At 66.0% G+C, this 18,412-nt stretch carries 16 protein-coding genes and 2 pseudogenes; 13 read left to right on the forward strand and 5 right to left on the reverse strand.

Annotated elements, in window-relative coordinates:
* Complete coding sequence (locus tag CKW39_RS14210) at positions 1–1,029, forward strand: sugar ABC transporter permease (protein WP_216823186.1); 1,029 nt, start codon at positions 1–3, stop codon at positions 1,027–1,029.
* Positions 1,030–1,303: 274 nt separating this feature from the next.
* Here the strand turns inward: CKW39_RS14210 and CKW39_RS14215 are convergent, their stop codons facing one another.
* Complete coding sequence (locus tag CKW39_RS14215) at positions 1,304–2,338, reverse strand: hypothetical protein (protein WP_095798778.1); 1,035 nt, start codon at positions 2,336–2,338, stop codon at positions 1,304–1,306.
* 196 nt (positions 2,339–2,534) lie between these two features.
* Between CKW39_RS14215 and CKW39_RS14220 the strand changes: the two genes are divergently transcribed.
* The 5 genes from CKW39_RS14220 to CKW39_RS14240 all read left to right on the forward strand — a co-directional run bounded on the left by CKW39_RS14220 (position 2,535) and on the right by CKW39_RS14240 (position 7,784).
* A complete protein-coding gene (locus tag CKW39_RS14220) occupies positions 2,535–3,572 on the forward strand; it encodes a phosphotransferase family protein (protein ID WP_158222960.1) in 1,038 nt (345 codons plus the stop codon).
* A 23-nt stretch (positions 3,573–3,595) separates the two neighbouring features.
* Complete coding sequence (locus CKW39_RS14225) at positions 3,596–4,324, forward strand: phosphotransferase (RefSeq protein WP_058874198.1); 729 nt, start codon at positions 3,596–3,598, stop codon at positions 4,322–4,324.
* 119 nt (positions 4,325–4,443) lie between these two features.
* Positions 4,444–5,331, forward strand: coding sequence for an SDR family oxidoreductase (locus CKW39_RS14230; RefSeq protein WP_095798779.1), 888 nt, complete (start codon positions 4,444–4,446; stop codon positions 5,329–5,331).
* A gap of 212 nt (positions 5,332–5,543) precedes the next feature.
* Positions 5,544–7,184, forward strand: a complete 1,641-nt coding sequence (argS, locus tag CKW39_RS14235) for an arginine--tRNA ligase (protein WP_095798780.1) — start codon at positions 5,544–5,546, stop codon at positions 7,182–7,184.
* Positions 7,185–7,295: 111 nt separating this feature from the next.
* On the forward strand, positions 7,296–7,784 hold the full coding sequence (locus tag CKW39_RS14240) for a GNAT family N-acetyltransferase (protein WP_058874201.1): 489 nt from the start codon (positions 7,296–7,298) through the stop codon (positions 7,782–7,784).
* A gap of 76 nt (positions 7,785–7,860) precedes the next feature.
* On the opposite strand, the gene CKW39_RS15555 is transcribed toward CKW39_RS14240, so the two are convergent.
* Together CKW39_RS15555 and trpS are read right to left on the reverse strand one after the other, a co-directional pair.
* Positions 7,861–8,028, reverse strand: a complete 168-nt coding sequence (locus tag CKW39_RS15555; protein ID WP_167318961.1) for a hypothetical protein — start codon at positions 8,026–8,028, stop codon at positions 7,861–7,863.
* Between the two features lie 160 nt (positions 8,029–8,188).
* Positions 8,189–9,229, reverse strand: coding sequence for a tryptophan--tRNA ligase (gene trpS / locus CKW39_RS14245; protein WP_095798781.1), 1,041 nt, complete (start codon positions 9,227–9,229; stop codon positions 8,189–8,191).
* A gap of 537 nt (positions 9,230–9,766) precedes the next feature.
* Between trpS and CKW39_RS14255 the strand changes: the two are divergent.
* The 3 genes and pseudogenes from CKW39_RS14255 to helR all read left to right on the forward strand — a co-directional run bounded on the left by CKW39_RS14255 (position 9,767) and on the right by helR (position 12,928).
* Positions 9,767–10,100 (forward strand): annotated as a pseudogene (locus tag CKW39_RS14255) (hypothetical protein).
* A pseudogene (locus CKW39_RS14260) lies at positions 10,093–10,320 on the forward strand (rRNA methyltransferase); the annotation flags it as partial. The pseudogenes CKW39_RS14255 and CKW39_RS14260, both read left to right, overlap by 8 nt.
* A 364-nt stretch (positions 10,321–10,684) precedes the next feature.
* Complete coding sequence (gene helR, locus CKW39_RS14265) at positions 10,685–12,928, forward strand: RNA polymerase recycling motor ATPase HelR (RefSeq protein ID WP_095798804.1); 2,244 nt, start codon at positions 10,685–10,687, stop codon at positions 12,926–12,928.
* A gap of 81 nt (positions 12,929–13,009) precedes the next feature.
* Here the strand turns inward: helR and CKW39_RS14270 are convergent, their stop codons facing one another.
* Together CKW39_RS14270 and CKW39_RS14275 are read right to left on the reverse strand one after the other, a co-directional pair.
* Positions 13,010–14,215 (reverse strand): cytochrome P450, encoded by a 1,206-nt coding sequence (locus CKW39_RS14270; protein ID WP_173674343.1) that lies wholly within the window; start codon positions 14,213–14,215, stop codon positions 13,010–13,012.
* 99 nt (positions 14,216–14,314) lie between these two features.
* Positions 14,315–15,274, reverse strand: coding sequence for a LysR family transcriptional regulator (locus CKW39_RS14275; protein ID WP_216823187.1), 960 nt, complete (start codon positions 15,272–15,274; stop codon positions 14,315–14,317).
* A gap of 157 nt (positions 15,275–15,431) precedes the next feature.
* Between CKW39_RS14275 and CKW39_RS14280 the strand changes: the two genes are divergently transcribed.
* The 4 genes from CKW39_RS14280 (at position 15,432) to CKW39_RS14295 (ending at position 18,113) form a co-directional block, all read left to right on the forward strand.
* Complete coding sequence (locus tag CKW39_RS14280) at positions 15,432–15,620, forward strand: ferredoxin (RefSeq protein WP_016997135.1); 189 nt, start codon at positions 15,432–15,434, stop codon at positions 15,618–15,620.
* A gap of 29 nt (positions 15,621–15,649) precedes the next feature.
* The gene (locus CKW39_RS14285; protein ID WP_095798807.1) at positions 15,650–16,825 is read left to right on the forward strand and encodes an NAD(P)/FAD-dependent oxidoreductase; all 1,176 of its coding nucleotides are present in this window, start codon (positions 15,650–15,652) and stop codon (positions 16,823–16,825) included.
* Between the two features lie 63 nt (positions 16,826–16,888).
* Positions 16,889–17,470 carry an orotate phosphoribosyltransferase gene (pyrE, locus tag CKW39_RS14290; protein ID WP_095798783.1) on the forward strand — a complete coding sequence of 194 codons (582 nt, stop codon included), beginning with the start codon at positions 16,889–16,891 and terminating at the stop codon, positions 17,468–17,470.
* Positions 17,463–18,113: a TrmH family RNA methyltransferase gene (locus tag CKW39_RS14295; protein ID WP_254049447.1), complete on the forward strand. Its 651-nt coding sequence runs from the start codon at positions 17,463–17,465 to the stop codon at positions 18,111–18,113. The genes pyrE and CKW39_RS14295 overlap by 8 nt, the downstream gene beginning before the upstream one ends.
* Positions 18,114–18,412 lie beyond the last annotated feature (299 nt).

Raw genomic sequence — 18,412 nt, forward strand, 5'->3', positions numbered from 1 at the left:
ATGTCCACTCCCACCACGCCCCCGCCGGGCGACCGCCCCGGCCCCGACGGCTCGAACCGCGCCCCCTGGGCCGCGGCCATGGCCGCCCCGTCCATCGGCACCTCGAACACGGTCCAGCCGACCGGCTCCCTGCGACCGGCGGGCACCGGAACCGCGGCGCCCCGGCCCCGGCCCGGTGCCGGCCGGCGCTTCGCCCGCGGCGGGTGGAAGCACCTCGCAGCCATCGCGGCGTGCGTCTTCGCCCTGTTTCCGCTGGTCTACGCGTTCTCGGCGTCACTATCGGCCTCGGGATCGCTGCTGGGGTCCAACCGGCTGTTCTCCGACGTGACCGGCGCCAACTACACCAACCTGCTCAACGACCCGCAGAACCCCTACCTCACCTGGTTCGCCAACTCGATGTTCGTCTCGGTCACCACCGCCGTGGGCACGGTGCTGATGGGCGCGGCGGCCGCCTACGCCTTCTCCCGGTTCCGCTTCCGCTCCCGCAAGGGAGGGCTGATGACCCTGCTGATCATCCAGATGTTCCCGCAACTGCTGGCGTTCGTGGCCATCTTCCTGCTGCTCTTCGCCATCTCCGAGGTCTACCCGTTCCTGGGCCTGAACTCCCGGCTGGGCCTGGTCGCCGTGTACCTGGGCGGGGCGCTGGGGGCGAACACCTTCCTCATGTACGGCTTCTTCAACACCATCCCCAAGGACCTGGACGAAGCCGCCGAGATCGACGGCGCCTCGCACGCCCAGATCTACTGGACCATGATCCTGCCCCTGGTCACCCCCATCCTGGTGGTCGTCGGCATGCTGTCCTTCATCGCGTCCTTCTCGGACTTCCTGCTCGCCCAGATCGTGCTGCAGGACCCGGAGAAGTACACGCTGGCCGTGGGGCTCTACCAGTTCGTCTCCGTGCAATTCGGCGAGAACTGGGGCGTGTTCACCGCCGGAGCGATCCTGGCCGCCATCCCCGTCGTGGCGCTGTTCCTGTTCCTGCAGCGCTACATCGTCTCCGGCCTGACCGGAGGTGCCGTCAAGGGCTGATACCGGCCGTGCGCCCGCCGCACACGCCCCGCACCACCCCAAAGAGTGACCAGCCACTCCACTCACCGCACTCGAACCGTGCAGCGACCGCCCGTCGCTCCACGGTTCGAGTACTGCGGTAAGGGCCTCCACTACGGACGCCTGCCCCAACCCTCAGCCTCGGAGAGACCGGGCAACTGCTTGCATGGCCCGTGGACCATCGGGCGCCACAGCAGCTGAACGTCCTGCGCTTTACATATGGCCCGGTTAGCGGCGGACCGTGCTGCGGTAGCGGTTACTCGCTGACTTCTTCGATCTCGGCGGGCCAGGTGTATGCGTGGCCGGGGACGGCGACGATGATGGTGTGCTTGATCTCTTGTCGGGCGAGCCGGTCGTGCAGCTCGGCGGCGGTGGTGAGCGTGGACTCCGGGAGAGGACCATCCGGAAGCGCCCCGAAGTCGTCCCGGGTTTCTGCCCAGAAGCTCAGGCGGCCGTCCTCGCCTCCGTAGCCGATGTCCAGGGTGCGGATACCTTGGGCGTCCCCCAGGCGTGCGCCGGCGACGATGTCCGCGGCGGTGACCTGGCCCATGCCCGTGGGCTTCTCGGCCAGCACGGTGGTGTTGCCCTCCTGACCGATGAGCTGAACGTCATCGGGCATCACCTGGCGGGCGTCCAGGAACCCCTGGACCGAGGCCTCCGAGGTGAAATCCACCTCGCGGTAGCCAATCAAAGTGATCGCCGGGCCGGGTCCGGGCGCATCTCCGGTCACCAGGCGGTCCGTGGCGGCCCGGGCCGCGTCGGTCCACTGGCGGGCCAGCGGCAGCACCGACACGGGCCCCTTCCCAGCCTCGAGGCGATCGGAGCCGGAGGTGACGAGGACTTTCCAGGTGGCCGGCTCCACCGGGAAGGTCACCGCCTCGGGGCCCTCCTCGGGACCGACGCGGTGGCCCTGCTCCACCGGCCAGTCGTGCTCCGTGATGATCCGGTGAGCCTCAGGAAGAAGTTCCAGCAGCCAGGCCTGGTCCGTGTCCTCGTCCAGGTCCAGTTCCAGGGTTCCGGACCTGGGCGGCCAGGCTCCGTGCAACGAGCGGTTGACCCAATACGGGGTGTCCACCGTCAGCACCGCCCGATCCACGCCCTCGAGCCGATCCAGCTGCCGCTCCACGCTCTTGAGGCTGCGCCACCAGGGGTCGAATGGGGTGGTCACGCTCATCTGACTCCAGAGGAATACTGTGCCGGCCACAGCACAGAAGAGGAACACCCCCACCAGGGCGAGAACGGTGCGCCTCACGGCGCGGTGGCGCGCGGAGACGTCGACGAAGGGTGGCACCTGCTCAGCGTAGGACGCACTCAGGCGTTCGGACGGTCATGGGCGCCGTGGCCAGAACCGCTGACATTCGCATCAACGGCGAGATATGCACCGTTGCAGTTGGGGTTCCGGTGTGAGCACTAAAGGCGTTTCCCCGGTGCAGCGGGGGCATGACATTGGTTGTCGAGCCAGGTGTGATTGCGGGCAGACTGTGCTCATGACTCCTGCCCGTCCTGAGCATCCGTCCATGGCCGACCGACTGGTTCATCTGGCCGGCCAGGCCCCGGCTGCGCTCGGCCTGGGCTCCTCACCGGGCGACGGAGACGAGGTGCGTCTGCTGGGGCATGGGGAGAGCTTCGCGGCGTGGTTACTGGAGGCCGGCGAGCAACGGGTGGTGGTGCGGATCGCCCGGCGTCCGGTGGAGGAGCTGCCGCGGCCGATGCAGGAGGAGTTCCACGGGCTGAGCCTGGTGCCTGAGGGCATCGGCCCGCAGGCGCTGGTGCTGGAGGAGTCGGTGGACAATCCGTTGGGTGCTCCGTACATGGTGGTCGGTTTCGTGCCCGGCCGTGTCCTTCCACCGGGGCAGTGGACCCCGGGGCTGGTCCAGGCCCACGCCCAGCAGATGGCTCGTCTGCATGCCCAGCGCTTCGACCGCTGCGGTGAACTGACCACACCGGAGGAGGAACGCCGAGAGACGGTGGATATCGCCGGTCAGTTCGCCGCCGGGCTGGAGTGGTGGTCGGACAACCACCCGGGGGTGATGAACGAGCCCGACGTGACACGCCTGGCGCGGAAGGTGGGGGCGTATCTGCAGGACGCACAGAAGGTTTTCAATCGGTTGGAGTCCTTCGCGCTGATCCACGGGGATCTGTTGCTGCCCAACATCCTCGTCGAGGGGGAGACCGGGGTGCGGTACATCGATTGGGAGTGGTCGGAGATCGGGGACCCCGCCCAAGACCTCGCTTACCTCGGTGGGCGGATCACGGTGGAGCCGTGGCATCTACCCATGACCCGGGCCCAGACCCGGGACCTGATCGAGGTCTACCTGGCGGCCAGCGAGCACCGGGCGGCCACGGGCACCGTGGAGGAAATGATGATCCGCTGTGATGCTTGGGAGGTCTACGAACGGTTCCTCACGTCTCTGCATCACCGCAGCCTCCTGGCCGGCCGCCCCGACCTGACCGAACAGGAGCGGAACTTGTACGCCAGTGCGGCTGCCCACGTTACCCGGGAGTTGGGCCGCCGGTTCGGCTGAGGTCCTCCGGATAGGGTCGTTCCATGGCAGAGGAGATGTTGACCGGCGGCAACTCCACCACCGTCGTGCGGGTCGACGACAGTGTCCGCCGCACTGTCGGACCCTGGACCCCGGCGGTGCATGCACTGTTGAGTCGGTTGCGGGCGGAAGGGATCACCGAGGTCCCGGAGCCTCGCGGGGTGGACGAGGACGGCCGGGAGGTCCTGTCCTACATCGTCGGGGTGGTTCCCGGCTATCCGCTGCCCGAGTGGGTGTGGGCGGAAACGGTCCTGGCGGCGGCCGGGAGGTTGCTGCGCCGGATCCACGACGCGTCCACCGCGCTGGTAGGGGAGGACCTGGTCTGGCAGCTGCCCACCCACCACCCGGTTGAGGTGATCTGCCACAACGACTTTGCCCCGTACAACCTGGTGTTCCGCAACGGTCGGCTGCGCGGGGTGATCGACTTCGACACGGCCTCCCCGGGCCCCAGGATCTGGGACCTCGCCTACCTGGCCTACCGGTTGGTGCCTCTGACCGATGACGCGCACGACGGCGGCCCGCCCGCACCCGAGCGTGCGGGTCGCCTCCGGTTGCTGATCGACTCCTACGAAATGCCCTACGAGCCCGCAGAGTTGCTGGCTGCGGTGGCGGCACGTCTGGAGGAACTCGCGGCGTTCACCGACGCACGAGCCGCCGAGACCGGCCGGGACGACTTCGCCGAGCACGCCGCGATGTATCGCCGCGATCGTGACCGGGTGCTGGCCACCGGTTGACTCTCTTCCTGGTGGCGCACCGCTTGGAGCGGCGGTCACTGATAGGTTCCCCATCATGAAGACGGTGTGAGTGTCTGCCCTGTGAACGAGGAATCCCCGAGTACGTCAGGAGCACCACCATGTCTCATCCCTCTTCCGCACGCCCGCTGCAGGGCAGGACCGCCCTGGTCACCGGGGTCTCCCGCCGCCGCGGCATCGGCTACGCGGTGGCCGTGGAGCTCGCTTCCCTGGGGGCGAGCGTGTTCTTCCACCACTACAGCCCCCATGACGCGGACCAGCCCTGGGGCGCCGATGACCTCGATGCGGTACGCGCCGGCATCCGGGCCGCTCTGCACGACGGGGCCCTCGCCGGCGACGTCTCCACGGACTTGAGGGACCCGGACACCGCTGAAAACCTCGTCGAGCAGGCCCACGCCCTGACCGGGCGCCTGGACATCCTCGTCTGCAACCACGCCCGCAGCGGCGGCGACGGGTCCATCCTGGACATGACCGCCGAGAACCTGAACGCCTTCTGGGACACCAACACCCGCTCCACCCTGCTGCTGACCCGGCACTTCGCCCACCGCCACGCCGCCACGACTGCTCGATCCGCCTCAGCGCGGCCCGGCGACCGCATCGAAAAAGCCGGGCCCGTCGATGAACGGGCGGCGGGCCGGGTGTTCTGGATGACCTCGGGCCAGGGCCAGGGGCCGATGCGCGGTGAGGTCGCCTACGCCACCAGCAAGGCCGCTCTGGCCGGGGCAACTCCCACGGTGGCCGCGGAACTGCTCGAGCTCGGAATCGTGTTGAACACCATCAACCCGGGCCCGGTCAACACCGGCTACCTCGACCCCGGGACCACCGACCGCTCCCTGGAGGAGATCGAGACATGGCGACAGGCCACCCCCTTCGGCCGCTGGGGGCACCCGAGAGATCCCGCGCGGCTGATCGGGTGGCTGGCCACCGACCAGGGCGTGTGGGTCGCCGGGCAGGTCATCACCACCGGCGGAGGCATGAGCCTGACCTGAACGCACCATGAGGCCCGACAACTCCACCCTGACGAGAACAGCCGTCCCACTGCTGAAGCTTCGGCTGACTACTCCGCCCACGGCGTTACGGTGAGGGTTCCCGTCGGACGTGGCGGCGGTGTCCTAGAAGAGGTGCATGGCGCCGTCGCGGACCGGTAGCGACCATGTCAGGGAGATCAGGGCGCTCGAGACCGCGGCGTTATGCTTCACGGGTGACTCCAGAGGAACTATCCGCCGCCATTTCCGCTTGTTTGCAGGCCGCCGTCGAGGCCGGTGACTTCCATGTCGACCTCCCGTCGGAGGTGCGTGTGGAGCGACCGAAGAACCGGGAGCACGGTGACTGGGCCACGAACATCGCCCTGCAATTGGGCAAGAAAGCAGGAATGAACCCGCGCGAGCTCGCCCAGATCCTCCGCGACCGGCTGGCCGGCATCGACGGCGTCAAGAGCGTCGACATCGCCGGACCGGGCTTCCTCAACATCACCCTGGACGCCGGCGCGGCGGGGGAGCTCGCCCGCACCATCGTCGAGGCAGGGTCCGCCTACGGCACCAATGACGCCCTGGCGGGCCACACCATCAACATGGAGTTCGTCTCGGCCAATCCCACCGGGCCATTGCACCTGGCCCACACCCGCTGGGCCGCACTGGGCGACTCGATCGCCCGTGTGCTGCGCGCCAGCGGCGCGGCGGTGACGGCGGAGTACTACATCAATGACGCCGGAACGCAGATGAACACCTTCGCCGCCTCCGTCCTGGCAACCATCAAGGGCCGACCGATCCCGGAAGGCGGCTATCCGGGGCAGTACATCGCCGACCTTGGCCGCCAGGCTCTCACCGCCCGGCCGGAGCTGGCGGACATGGATGATGAGGAGGCGCTGCCAATCGTCCGGGAACTGGCCTATCGAGCGCAGATGGCCGACATCGAGGAGACCCTGGCCGACTTCGGGGTGCACTTCGACGTGTTCTTCTCCGAGTCAGCCCTGCACGAGGGCGCAGCGGTGGGGCAGGCGGTGGACCGCCTGCGGGAGCAGGGACACGTCTTCGACCTCGATGGTGCCGTCTGGCTGCGCACCACCGACTTCGGCGACGACAAGGACCGGGTCCTCATCCGGGCCAACGGTGAGCCCACGTACTTCGCCGCAGACGCGGCGTACTACCTGTCGAAGAAGGACCGCGGGTTTGAGCAGAAGATCTATCTGCTCGGCGCCGACCACCACGGCTACATCGGCCGGTTGCAAGCCATTGCCGCCTGCGCCGGGGACGACATGGAGCACAACATCCAGGTGCTCATCGGCCAGATGGTGTCCGTGAACGGAGCCCGCCTGTCGAAGCGGGCCGGGAACATCATCGAGCTGCGGGATCTGTTGCAGTGGATCGGCAAGGACGCGCTGCGATACTCCCTGGGCCGATCCTCGGCGGACTCGGCGATGTCCATCGACCCGCAGCTGCTGCAGAAGAACACCAACGAGAACCCGGTGTTCTACGTCCAGTACGCCCATGCCAGGACCCACGCCGTCGCCCGCAATGCGGAGTCGACCGGCGTGGACACCAGCAGCTTCGACGCGGCGACGCTGAACCATCCCACCGAGAGCGACCTGCTGGCAGCGCTCGGGCAGTTCCCCGGCGTGGTCGCCCAATCGGCGACCTTCCGAGAACCCCACCGCGTCGCCCGCCACCTCGAAGTCATCGCCGGCACCTACCACCGCTGGTATGACGCCTGCCGCATCGCTCCCCAGGGCGACGCACCGATCCAGGACGTGCACAAATCGCGCCTGTGGCTGAACAACGCCACGCAACAGGTCCTGGCCAACGGCCTCGACCTCCTCGGCGTTTCCGCACCCACGAGGATGTAACCAAGTACGTAGCAATCTGTCCCGTGACTGTTCAGGAGAGGTTCGTCTTCGAACCTGCGGCCTGGTCAGCGGCAGCGCCGGTCGCCGGTGGGGCGTCCCTAGCATTGGGGCATGCGCCTGCGAGAGACCAGCTCAGCCGATTTGGACGTCTTCCTGAGTTGGGTGCCCTCTGAGGCCGACATGGTGCTCTGGTCCGGGCGGACCTTCAGATGGCCTCTGGATCGGGGGCAGCTGGAGACTTATCTGCAGCATGATCAGCGCCGGTATTGGACCGGGTTGGACCCCTCCTCCGGGGATCCAGTCGGTCACGCCTCGTTGCTCGTCGATGTCGACGCACACATGATGCGGCTCGGGTGCATCCTCCTCGACCCGGACGCTCGAGGGCGCGGTCTGGGGCGGGAACTGATTGGCACAGCGGTGCGCACGGGCTTCGAGGTCACGGGGCTGCCGGTCATGAAGCTCGGTGTCTACGCGCACAATGTCTCCGCCCGGCGCGTGTACGAGAGCCTGGGGTTCCAGGAGACTGGGCGGGTGCGCAGCACCGAGGTGGGCGGCCAACCCTGGCACGCCCTGGAGATGCAGCGGCGACGACCCAGCTGACCCCGCCCATGGGCGCCGATCCTTTCCCCCGGTGCCCGAGCCGTCGCGGGAATGCGGCGTCGCGATGGGGCTTCGTCTATGGCCGCAAACTGTCGGCACGGTCGCCGTGCTTGTGCACGTAGTCCTTGATGCCGGCGGTGACGCCCTTGCGCACCACCCAATACAGCAGCCACAAGGTGATGGCGACCATGAGCAGCCAGATGAATAGGCCGAGGAACGCTCCGAAGCCAGCGACGTCCATCATGAGGAACCTCCTGGGGTAGGTCTTTCCACGCTATAGAGGATTGCCGTGTTCCTCTCCACCCCGCCCCTGCTGTGCGTGTCGGCCGTTCCTCCCGTGTTCCGCGCCTCGTGCGTTGGCTTCACATCCCGGCCCGGCGGCAGGACTGGGTGTGTGTGGAGGCTCAGTAGGTGGTGCCCATGGCCTCGCGGACTTCGGCGAGGGTGGCCTCGGCGATCTCGTGGGCTCGTGCATTGCCGCGGCCCAGGACGTCGCGAACCAGGTGCGGGTCCCGGCCCAGTTCCTGACGGCGTCGCCGGTGGTCGGTGAGGAAGTCGTTGACGGCCCCGGTGGTGAGCTGTTTCAGGCGCCCGGCCCCGGCGTCGCCGACCTGCTCGGCGACCTGTTCCGGGGTGGTGCCCCGGCACAGGGCCGCGGTGGACAGCAGCGCGGAGACCCCGGGGCGGGTTGCTGGGTCGAAGGTGATCCGACGCTCGGCGTCGGTGACGGTACGCCGGATCACCGCCGCGGTCTCCTCGGCGGTCATCGACAGGGCGATGGTGTTGCCGTAGCTCTTGGACATCTTCCGCCCGTCCAGTCCCGGTACTTCCGGGGCGGCGGTGAGCAGGGCATCGGGCACGGGGAAAACGGGCCCGTAGCGGTCGTTGAAGCGCCGGGCGATGACCCGGGTGATTTCCACGTGGGGCAGGTTGTCCTTGCCCACGGGCACGAGATTGCCCTTGCAGAAGAGGATGTCAGCGGCCTGGTGCACCGGATAGGTCAGCAGCAGCCCGCTCAACGCCCGGCCGGAGGCGGCGGCCTCGGCCTTGACCGTGGGATTGCGGTGCAGCTCGGCCTCGGTGACCAGACTCAGGAAGGGCAGCAGCAGCTGGTTCAGCGCCGGTATCGCCGAGTGGGTGAAGATCGTGGTGCGCTGCGGGTCCAGCCCGGCGGCCAGGTAGTCCAGCACTGCACTGTGCACGTTCTCCTGCACGCGGGCGGTGGTGTCGCGGTCGGTGATGACCTGGTAATCGGCCAGCACCAAGAACGTCTCCACCCCGGCCTGCTGCAACCGGAGGCGTTCGACGATGCTGCCGAAGTAGTGACCCAGGTGCAGAGCCCCGGTAGGGCGTTCCCCGGTGAGCACCCGGAAGTTCTCCGGGGCCTGGTCGATGGTGCGGGTCAGTTCGGCTGAGCGCTGCTCGGCAACGGCGAACGAGTCCATGTGCGTGCTCCTGTCAGACAAGGAGCTGCACGCAAGGCCGTGGCGGTGGGGCACGGGCTGCTGTGCAGCCCGTGGTCATGCTTCAACCGGCTGCTATCGCAGCCACCACCACGCCAGACGGTTGAAGATCATGCCCATACTCTACGCACACGGCGCACCAACCACCGTGGGGATCAAGGGCAGGTGGCTCATCGCCACCACTCGCTTTACATATGGCCGGTTCTCGGTCGTGTCGTTATCTGTCTGAACGGCGTTTTCGGGATAGAAGTGCATATCTGGGCATGCCCTGCCTGGATGTACATGGCGACGTGCTCCGGTCTCTGCATCCTACTGGTGCTCTTTGGGTAGAGAGTTCGGGTGAGTGAGTCGACGATCTGCGGTTCGGCCGAGAGCTTGACTGTACTCCAGTACTTCATCCCCGTGTGCCTGTCAGGTCCTACTCGCAGCATGGCCGCGGCAACCGCGGGGATGTCCTCGTGAGTCGCGACATCGCCACCCACCGTGCTCAAACCCGCCCGGAAACGTGAGCAGGACGCCATGAACACCAATTTCTCCCCTGGGGATCTGGACACCGCTCGCGAGCGACTGCGCGACGTCATCAAGGGACTGGCCGTAGTGCGCTGAAACGTGACGTTGGCCAGCGACAGTCAGGCCGATTACCACGTGGATCTGCGCCATGTGACCCTGCATCATGAGGCCTCGCGTTACGTCGGGCAGGTCATGTTCAGCCTGACGGCAGAAGACCGGAGCGAACGTTGTGGCTGTGGCCGTGATCGTGGATCGCCGCACGGGTGCCAAGGAACGCATCGAGGAGTACACGGGAGTGCCCTGCCTGTACGCCTACTCGAAGGACGAGCTGGGGCTTGACTGACCCGGCCACCACTTCTGAAGCCAATGTCGAACACGTGGTGGGCGTGGGCCCATGGGAAGGTCCGCGGCCGGAGGGTGAGCACTGGGATCGTGAGTTACTCGCGGACGGTTACCGCTACTGGGCCATGGACGCGATCATCGCGGACTTGGACACGCGGCGTCATGAATTCCACGTGGCGGTGGAGAACTGGGAACACGACTTCAACATCGGTTCCGTAATCGGTGCTGATCGAGATGATCGACCTACTCAAGAAATGCGTTCTGGTGCTCGGGAGGTAGGGTCTGATGGCGTCGAAGTCACCTACGAGTCCTTTTGTGGCCAGTGCTACCTCACCGAATCCGGCGGCCGCCTTGGCTGACGGCTTCCGCCCAGCTGACGGAGCGCGTTCAACGGTCAATCTCGATCGCGAAATACCAAAGTTGCGCGGACACGACAAAAGGGGCCTCGCGACGTCGAATTCCGAAGCGCGCGTGTGCCCCTCTACTTCCAAGGTATAGCTCACCCCGGGGCTTGCGGCAAGACCCCCGGAGAGCGGGATGATCAAGCTCCTTCCCCACCCGATTTCCGCTTTCGGAGCTGATGACATGCATCCCGTGGCCACTTCCATCTTCACCCTGCCCGATCACCTGGCCGCCAAAGCCGATCCGCAGCTCATTGCCCGCGACGAGCAGCACCTGCGCGCCGTGGCGACTGCACTCCAGGACTACATCTCTGAACTGACCGCTCGGCTCGACGCCGCTCGCAAAGCCCCCGGCGGGGCAGGCCAGGCCGCTCTGGACCGGGACCAGGACATCCACCGCCTCACGGGCCGCCTCCGCGTGTTGCGCCGCTTCAACTCCGACCTGTGCCTGGGCCGCATGGTGGCCGGCGATTCTGATGCCGACGACGCCGCCGAACCCACCTATATCGGCCGGCTCGGGTTGACCGACCGTTATAGCCAGCGGCTCCTGGTCGATTGGCGGGCGCCGGCCGCCGAACCGTTCTTCGCAGCAACCCACGCCAACCCGATGGGATTGATCAGTCGCCGCCGTTATCGCTGGACCAGCGGCCACATCACGGACTTCTGGGACGAGGTGTTCACCCCGGAGGGCCTGGAAGGCAACGCGGCACTCGACGATCAGTCCGCCTTCATCGCGAGCCTGGGTGGCAGCCGGTCGGAGGCCATGCGCGATGTGCTGGGCACCATCCAGGCCGATCAGGACGCCATCATCCGTGCCGGGTCGCGGGGCGCCCTGGTGGTGGATGGCGGTCCGGGTACCGGCAAGACCGTGGTGGCCCTGCACCGCACGGCGCACCTGCTGTATTCGGACGCGCAGGTGAGCGAACATCGCGGGGGCGTGCTTTTCGTGGGCCCGCACCGCCCCTATCTGGCCTACGTAGCGGATGTCCTTCCCAACTTGGGCGAGGACAGCGTGCGGACCTGCACACTCAACGATCTCCTGCCCGAGGGACTCGCCGCCACGGAAGAATCCGATCCGGAGGTGGCTCGGCTGAAGTTCTCAGCCGAGATGGTCAACGCGATCGAACCCGCGGTGGCCCTGTACGAGAACCCTCCGACCGAAGGGATGGAGATCGACACACCATGGGGCGAAGTGTGGCTCAGTTCGTTCGACTGGGCCGAGGCCTTTTCGGCCCCGGACCCCGGGACGCCCCACAATGAAGCGCGCGGGCTGATCTGGGAATCGGTGGTCGAGATCCTCACGGACAAGGTGCGGGACCTCGGGGAGGACGCGAGCGACGTCGGCGTAGACCCGAACGAGGATGTGGACGGTGAATTCAACGCCTACGGTCTCACTCGTGAGGATTCCGCGGCCCCGTTCCGCCGTGCGATCAGCCAGAACCCCGAACTGAAGCGAACGTTCGGCCGCGCCTGGCCGCTGCTCCATGCCACCGACCTGGTGGGTGACTTGTGGGAGGTTCCGGCGTACCTGCGCATGTGTGCCCCGTGGCTCGAGCCGCGCCAGATCCAACTGTTGCGACGTGCCGACCCGCGCGCCTGGAACACGGCCGACCTCCCCTTGCTCGACGCCGCACGCCAGCGGTTGGGTGACCCGGATACAACGCTGCGCGCCGAACGGCGACGCGCAGCCGAGGAGGCAGAAAGCACCCGCATGGCGGACGTGGTTGATCAACTGATCGAATCCGACGATTCGGATATGAGGGTCATGCGGATGCTGCGCGGCCAAGATCTGCAGCACGCTCTGTTGGAGCACGCGGCACCGCCCGAGATCAACCAGGACGCGCTCGCGGGACCGTTCGCTCACATCGTGGTGGACGAGGCGCAGGAGCTGACCGATGCGCAGTGGCAGATGCTGCTTCGCCGTTGCCCGTCGCGTAGTTTCACCATCGTGGGGGACCGGGCCCAGGCCAGGCACGGTTTCACGGAAACGTGGGAGCAGCGCCTGGAACGGGTGGGCTTCGACCGCGTCATCCACTCCACCCTCACGATCAACTACCGCACCCCGCGAGAGGTCATGATCGAGGCTGAGCCGGTGATCAGAGCGGCAATACCGGATGCGAACGTTCCCGTCTCGGTCCGCAGTAGCGGGGTGCCCGTGAAGCACGGGGTCGCGGCGGATCTTGAGGAGATCCTCGACCAGTCGGAGGTCGGCCACGATGACGGCGTCGCGTGCGTGATCGGCGCTCCGTACTTCACGCCCCGCGACCGGGTGCAATCGTTGCCGCCCGCGCTGGCCAAGGGGCTCGAGTTCGACCTGGTGGTGCTGCTCGACCCCGAGCGTTCCGGCGGTGGGATCGCGGAGGCGGTGGACCGCTACGTGGCCATGACCAGAACCACGCAGGAGCTCGTTCTTCTCGAACGCCCCTGAAGGCTTGCTTTAGGAGGCCGACGCCGCCCGGGCACCTTGCGTGGGCAAGGCGCCCGAGCGGCGTCGTCGAACCGCGATGGACTAGGCGCGCACGATGTCCGTCACCAGGATGCTCTCGTAGGAGCGCGTGGTGTTAGTGATCTTGCGCGTGAAGTCGCTGACCGAGTAGCTCTTGATGTACTTGGCGAGTGAGCCGAGCGCCGCGTAGGCCTCCAAGCGCGCCAGTCCCTGACCCGCGCAACCGTGGATTCCGTACCCGAAGGTCAGGTGATCCACGGGATTGCGGGTGACATCGAAGGTATCCGCGTTGGGGTAGTGGCGCTCATCGCGGTTGCCGCCGGCGAGCAGTAAGGCAACCTGGGAGCCTTCCGGGATCACGACGTCGTCCACTTCGACGTCCCGCATCGTCTTGCGGCCCGTGGCGGGCAGCGGGGAGTGCATGCGCAGCACCTCGTTGAACGCGGAAGGGACCAGCGCGGGGTCCTCGCGAACCTTGGCGTACTGCTCCGGGTGCTCGGCGAACAGCATGATGGCGTTGCCGATCGAGGCGATTGTGGTGTCCATACCCGCGGCGACGTACTGGTGGATGATCATGCCGCAACTTTCGTAGGCGATGTCCCCGCGCTCGGCGGCGGCGAAGATACCGTGTCCCATACTGCCCTCGGTGAGATCCGAGACCTGGATGTTGTGAGTCCAGTCGAAAAGCTCCTTGGCCACCGGAAAACTGTTCTGGGCGCGTTCATTCATGGGGCCGAGGAGGTTGAATGCGGCCTCACCCCAGGTGAGGATCTTGGCGCGGATCTCGGGGTCCTTGATGCCGATCATGTCCACGACCACGTTGAGTGGAAGGGCGCGGGCGAGGTCCTGCATGCCGTCGAACTCGTCTTGTTCCGCCAGCTCGCGGACCATGGTGTCCGCCTTGGTCTCGATGTCAGCTTTGACTGAACGCAGCGCACGCGGGGACAGGTTCTGGGACAGCACCTTGCGCAAGTGCTGGTGATCCGGCGGATCCGTGGCCAGGGTGGTGCCCTTGAGCACCTCGTTCATCTGGGGGTTGAAGGCCACCGCGGTAGAGGAAAACGTCCCCGGATCGCCCAATGCCTCGCGGACCGCCTCATAGCGGGTGACGGCCCACAGCTCACGAGCCGGGATGTACACGGCAGCGGCCTGATCCCGAAGGCGCCCGTAGGCCTCGTACGGGTTCTCCAAGACTTCGTCGGCAAAGATGTCACCTTGTCCAGAACAGCCGTTTCCGTTGTCATGATTGACCTTTCGGGTCTGAGTCACAAATGCTCACTCACCCTGGAATCGAGGGGTGTGTGGTGCATCACAGTCAACGGCGTGGGGCCCTATCCGGCAAGTGAATTATTCTTATGGCCAGCATTCTTAGTGTGCATACCCGCTGGCGGTAGCGGTCTTGAGGGTGCCCCCGAGCCACTGGCGGAACGGGTCGTCCTGGAGCCACGGATTCCAGACGATGTCCACTCCGAGTGAGGGGGTTTCCAGCGGAAACTCTGCCACGTGTATGTCCGTGATCGGGTCCATGAGTTCGGCAGTGCTCCTGCGGTGCAGGGCGATCAGATCCCGCCCCGAAACCAGGTGGGGGATCAGCAGGTTGTCGTTGATGCGCGTGCGCACCGAGTACTCGACGCCGTGTTCGTGGAGTGCTTGATAGGGCCGCGAGATGCGCGGGGCGTCGAACATCACGTGGGGCAGGGTGGCCAGCAGTTCCAGGGCATTCCCATTGGCGAGATCGGAGGAGCCGGAAATCACCACCCAGCGATCGTCGTACAAGCGCGCGCGGGGATGACGTGTGGTGAAGGCCTCGGGGAGCAGGATCGCGTCCACGTTGTCCTGGGTGAACAGCGAGTCGGACGGATTGGCGGTGGTGATCATCCGCAGAGTGCAGTTCGGCGCCCGTTCCGAGATCCCACGGCAGATGTCCGACCCGGCGACAAGAGCTGTGCTCGTGCTCAACGCGAGCGTGATCTCCCGATGACTGGTGCCCGGTTCGAAGGTGGCTTCATGGACGAGGGTGGTGCTCTGACGCACGAGGTGCTTGAGCGGCCCCAGGAGTTCCTTGGCGCGAGGTGTCAGCAGGGACTCGTTGCCCCGACGAATCAAGATGTCGTCTTTGAGCATGCGACGAATCCTGCGGAGCGCGTGGCTCATGGCCGGTTGGGACAGGCCCACTCGCTGCGCCGCGCGGGTCACCGATTGTTCCTCGATCACCGCCAGGAGCGGGACCAGCAGATTGAAGTCCATGGCGGCGGCCCGCGCGAGTTCCGTGTCCTGCGGTTCGGTTTCGGCGGGGTTCGACGACGTCGCTCCGGCTGATTTTTTCACGGCTCTCCTTCTGTGGGTAGCACCCGGGGTTATTCACAACGTGAATGCAACTAATGATATCTATGCATTGGACGCACTGTGTGATCTGGGCAACACTCGAAAGGAGTCGCCGGTTGGCGGCCCATGGCAAGACAGCACGCGAGTAGGAGGACACCTCATGCGGATTGAACTGGATCAGGCCCGTTGCGAAGGTCACGGATTGTGTGAAGAAGCGGCACCGAATCTCATGCACCTGGACGACGATGCCGAACTGATCATCGACGTTCCCGAGGTCGAGGGTGACGACTTGGCCAAGGCCCAAGCTGCCGTGCGCGTGTGCCCCGTGGCCGCCCTGCGATTGGCGTGATCCCTATGGTCCAGCACGCTCCTGCGGACATGAACCGAATCGTGGTGGTCGGCCACGGCATTGCCGGTGTGACCGCCGGTCACGCCCTACGCGACGCGGGCTTCACCGGCCACCTGACAATCGTGGGCGATGAGAGTCATGCACCGTACAGCCGACCGGCACTGTCCAAGGCGGCGCTCGTGGACGGGCAGGACCTTTCGGCTCATCTTCTGCCGGAAGCCACTCATGGTGGATTGGAATTACAAGGTGTCCCGGCCCGTAGCGTGGACTTGTTCGAACGCACAGTCACTCTGGAGGACGACACCAAGGTGGCCTTCGACGGTCTGGTCATCGCAACGGGTGCTGGCGCTCGAAAGCTGACGGACAGTGCCCACGAACTGACTCTCCGCACCATGAACGATGCGGAAAATGCGCAGTCCCGTTTCGTCCCGGGCCAAGACGTGGTGGTAGTCGGCGGCGGGGCACTCGGCATGGAACTGGCCTCCGGTGCGGTGGAGCGTGGCTGCCGTGTGAGCGTGGTGTGCTCCGGAACTCCCATGAGGCGTCACCTCGGTGAGTACCTGGCCTCGGAAATCACCGCCATTGCCAGGGACATGGGGGTGCGGTTCATCGACGCGACTGCCGTATCCGCCACCGTGGATGAAGAATCGACGGTTGTGGAGCTCAGCGATGGGTCTCGCATCACCGGCGACGTATTGGTCACGGCCATCGGCGATCATGCCCATGACCGCTGGCTGGAGGGATCCGGCCTGCTCAGTGGCGGCCGCGTGGTGACCGATTCCCGAGGCCGCGTTCTCCACGAGGACGGCACGGTGTTGCCGCATGTCGTAGCAGCCGGCGATATCGCGCACTGGGAGGGTGAACGTCAGCCACTGTGGACCACCGCGATCGAGCACGCCAAGGTTGCTGCTCTCGCGCTACTGCGTGGTGATCTGTCGGAGCCGCTGAACTTCGTCCCGTATTTCTGGACCGAGCAGTTCGGGCTGACCATTCGCGTCATGGGACGAGTGCCCGTCCACGGTGCTCCCGAGGTGATCGACAGTGGCGCATCCAAGAGCGCGCCCGATGACCAAGCCGTGGACCCGCACCGAGCGCTGTTGCGCTGGCAGTCCGAGGACGGATCGGGCACCGCTGTGGCCGTGAATTACAAGATTCCGATTCCCAAATTGCGGAGGCTGACCGAGCGGAAGGCGACCGCCGCGTGAAGTCTCTGAGCGGCGTCGTCCTTCACCATTTCTAATTCCCTGCGGACACGTAAGCTGGACGCCATGAGCACCAATTTCTCCCCCGTGGATCTGGACACCGCTCGCGAGCGACTGCGCGACCTCATCAAGGGTCTGGCCATCGTGCGCGGAAACGTGACGTTGGCCAGCGGAATCCAAGCCGATTACTACGTGGACCTGCGACGTGTGACCCTGCACCACGAGGCCTCGCGCTACGTCGGTCAGGTCATGCTCGGCCTGCTGGACAAGGCAGGTATCGAGTTCGACGCCGCCGGGGGCCTCACCATGGGTGCCGACCCGGTGGGGCACGCCATCATGCGCACCGCCGGTGATCAGGGTCGCGCGATCGACACGTTCGTGGTGCGCAAGGCGCAGAAGTCCTACGGCATGGGCCGTCAGGTGGAAGGTCCCAGTGTGGTGGGCCGCAATGTGGTGGTCGTGGAGGACACCTCGACCACCGGTGGTTCCGCGCTCACCGCGGTGGAAGCCCTGCAGAAGGCCGGCGCGAACGTTGTGGCTGTGGCCGTGATCGTGGATCGCCGCACGGGTGCCAAGGAGCGCATCGAAGATTATGCGGGAGTGCCTTGCCTGTACGCCTATTCGAAGGACGAGCTGGGGCTTGACTGACCCGGCTACCACTTCTGAATCCAATGTCGAACACGTGGTGGGCGTGGGCCCATGGGAAGGTCCGTGGCCGGAAGGCGAGCACTGGGACCGTGAGTTACTCGAGAACGGGGACCGTCGCAACGTCGCGGGCGGTTACCGCTACTGGGCCATGGACGCGATCATCGCGGACTTGGACACGCGGCGTCATGAATTCCACGTGGCGGTGGAGAACTGGGAGCACGACTTCAACATCGGTTCCGTGGTGCGCACCGCCAACGCGTTCCTAGCGCGCGAGGTCCACATCGTCGGACGACGCCGCTGGAACCGTCGCGGAGCCATGGTCACCGACCGCTATCAGCACGTTCGCCATCACCCCTCCGTGCCGGACTTCATTGAGTGGGCAAAGTCCGAGGGGTTGCCCGTGTTGGCCATCGACAACGTTCCGGGTTCGGAGCTGATCGAGACCTTTGACCTACCCAAGAAGTGCGTTCTGGTGTTCGGGCAGGAGGGCCCGGGAGTGTCCCCGGAGATCATCGAGGCCGCAGATGCGGTAATCGCCATCGAGCAATTCGGCTCCACCCGCTCCATTAACGCCGGGGCCGCGGCGGCAGTGGCGATGCACGCGTGGATTCGTCGGCACGTGTTCGAGCAGCGCGTGAACTGAGTCTTTCCGGTGCGACGCGGGCGGTCCGACGCGTGTGATCTGCTGCGTACCGAATAACCACCGTGAACATCTGAGCACCGGTTTGTTGGCGAAAACCTTTCGGGCAGAGGTTCGCACGAGAATGGCATCTTTTTCGCGAACTCCCGCCTTAGATGTCGGGGTTCACGGCCGGTGCTCGAAACCCTGACGTAAATCTTCGACAAATCGCGTTCCGCCGTCTCACTACCGAAAACACCTCTGAGCCGTTCACCATTTAAGGGGACATCCCCCTAGTTACTCATCGGTTACTGTGGGCCATA

Source organism: Kocuria sp. WRN011 (genome assembly GCF_002295155.1).
Taxonomy (GTDB): domain Bacteria; phylum Actinomycetota; class Actinomycetes; order Actinomycetales; family Micrococcaceae; genus Kocuria; species Kocuria carniphila.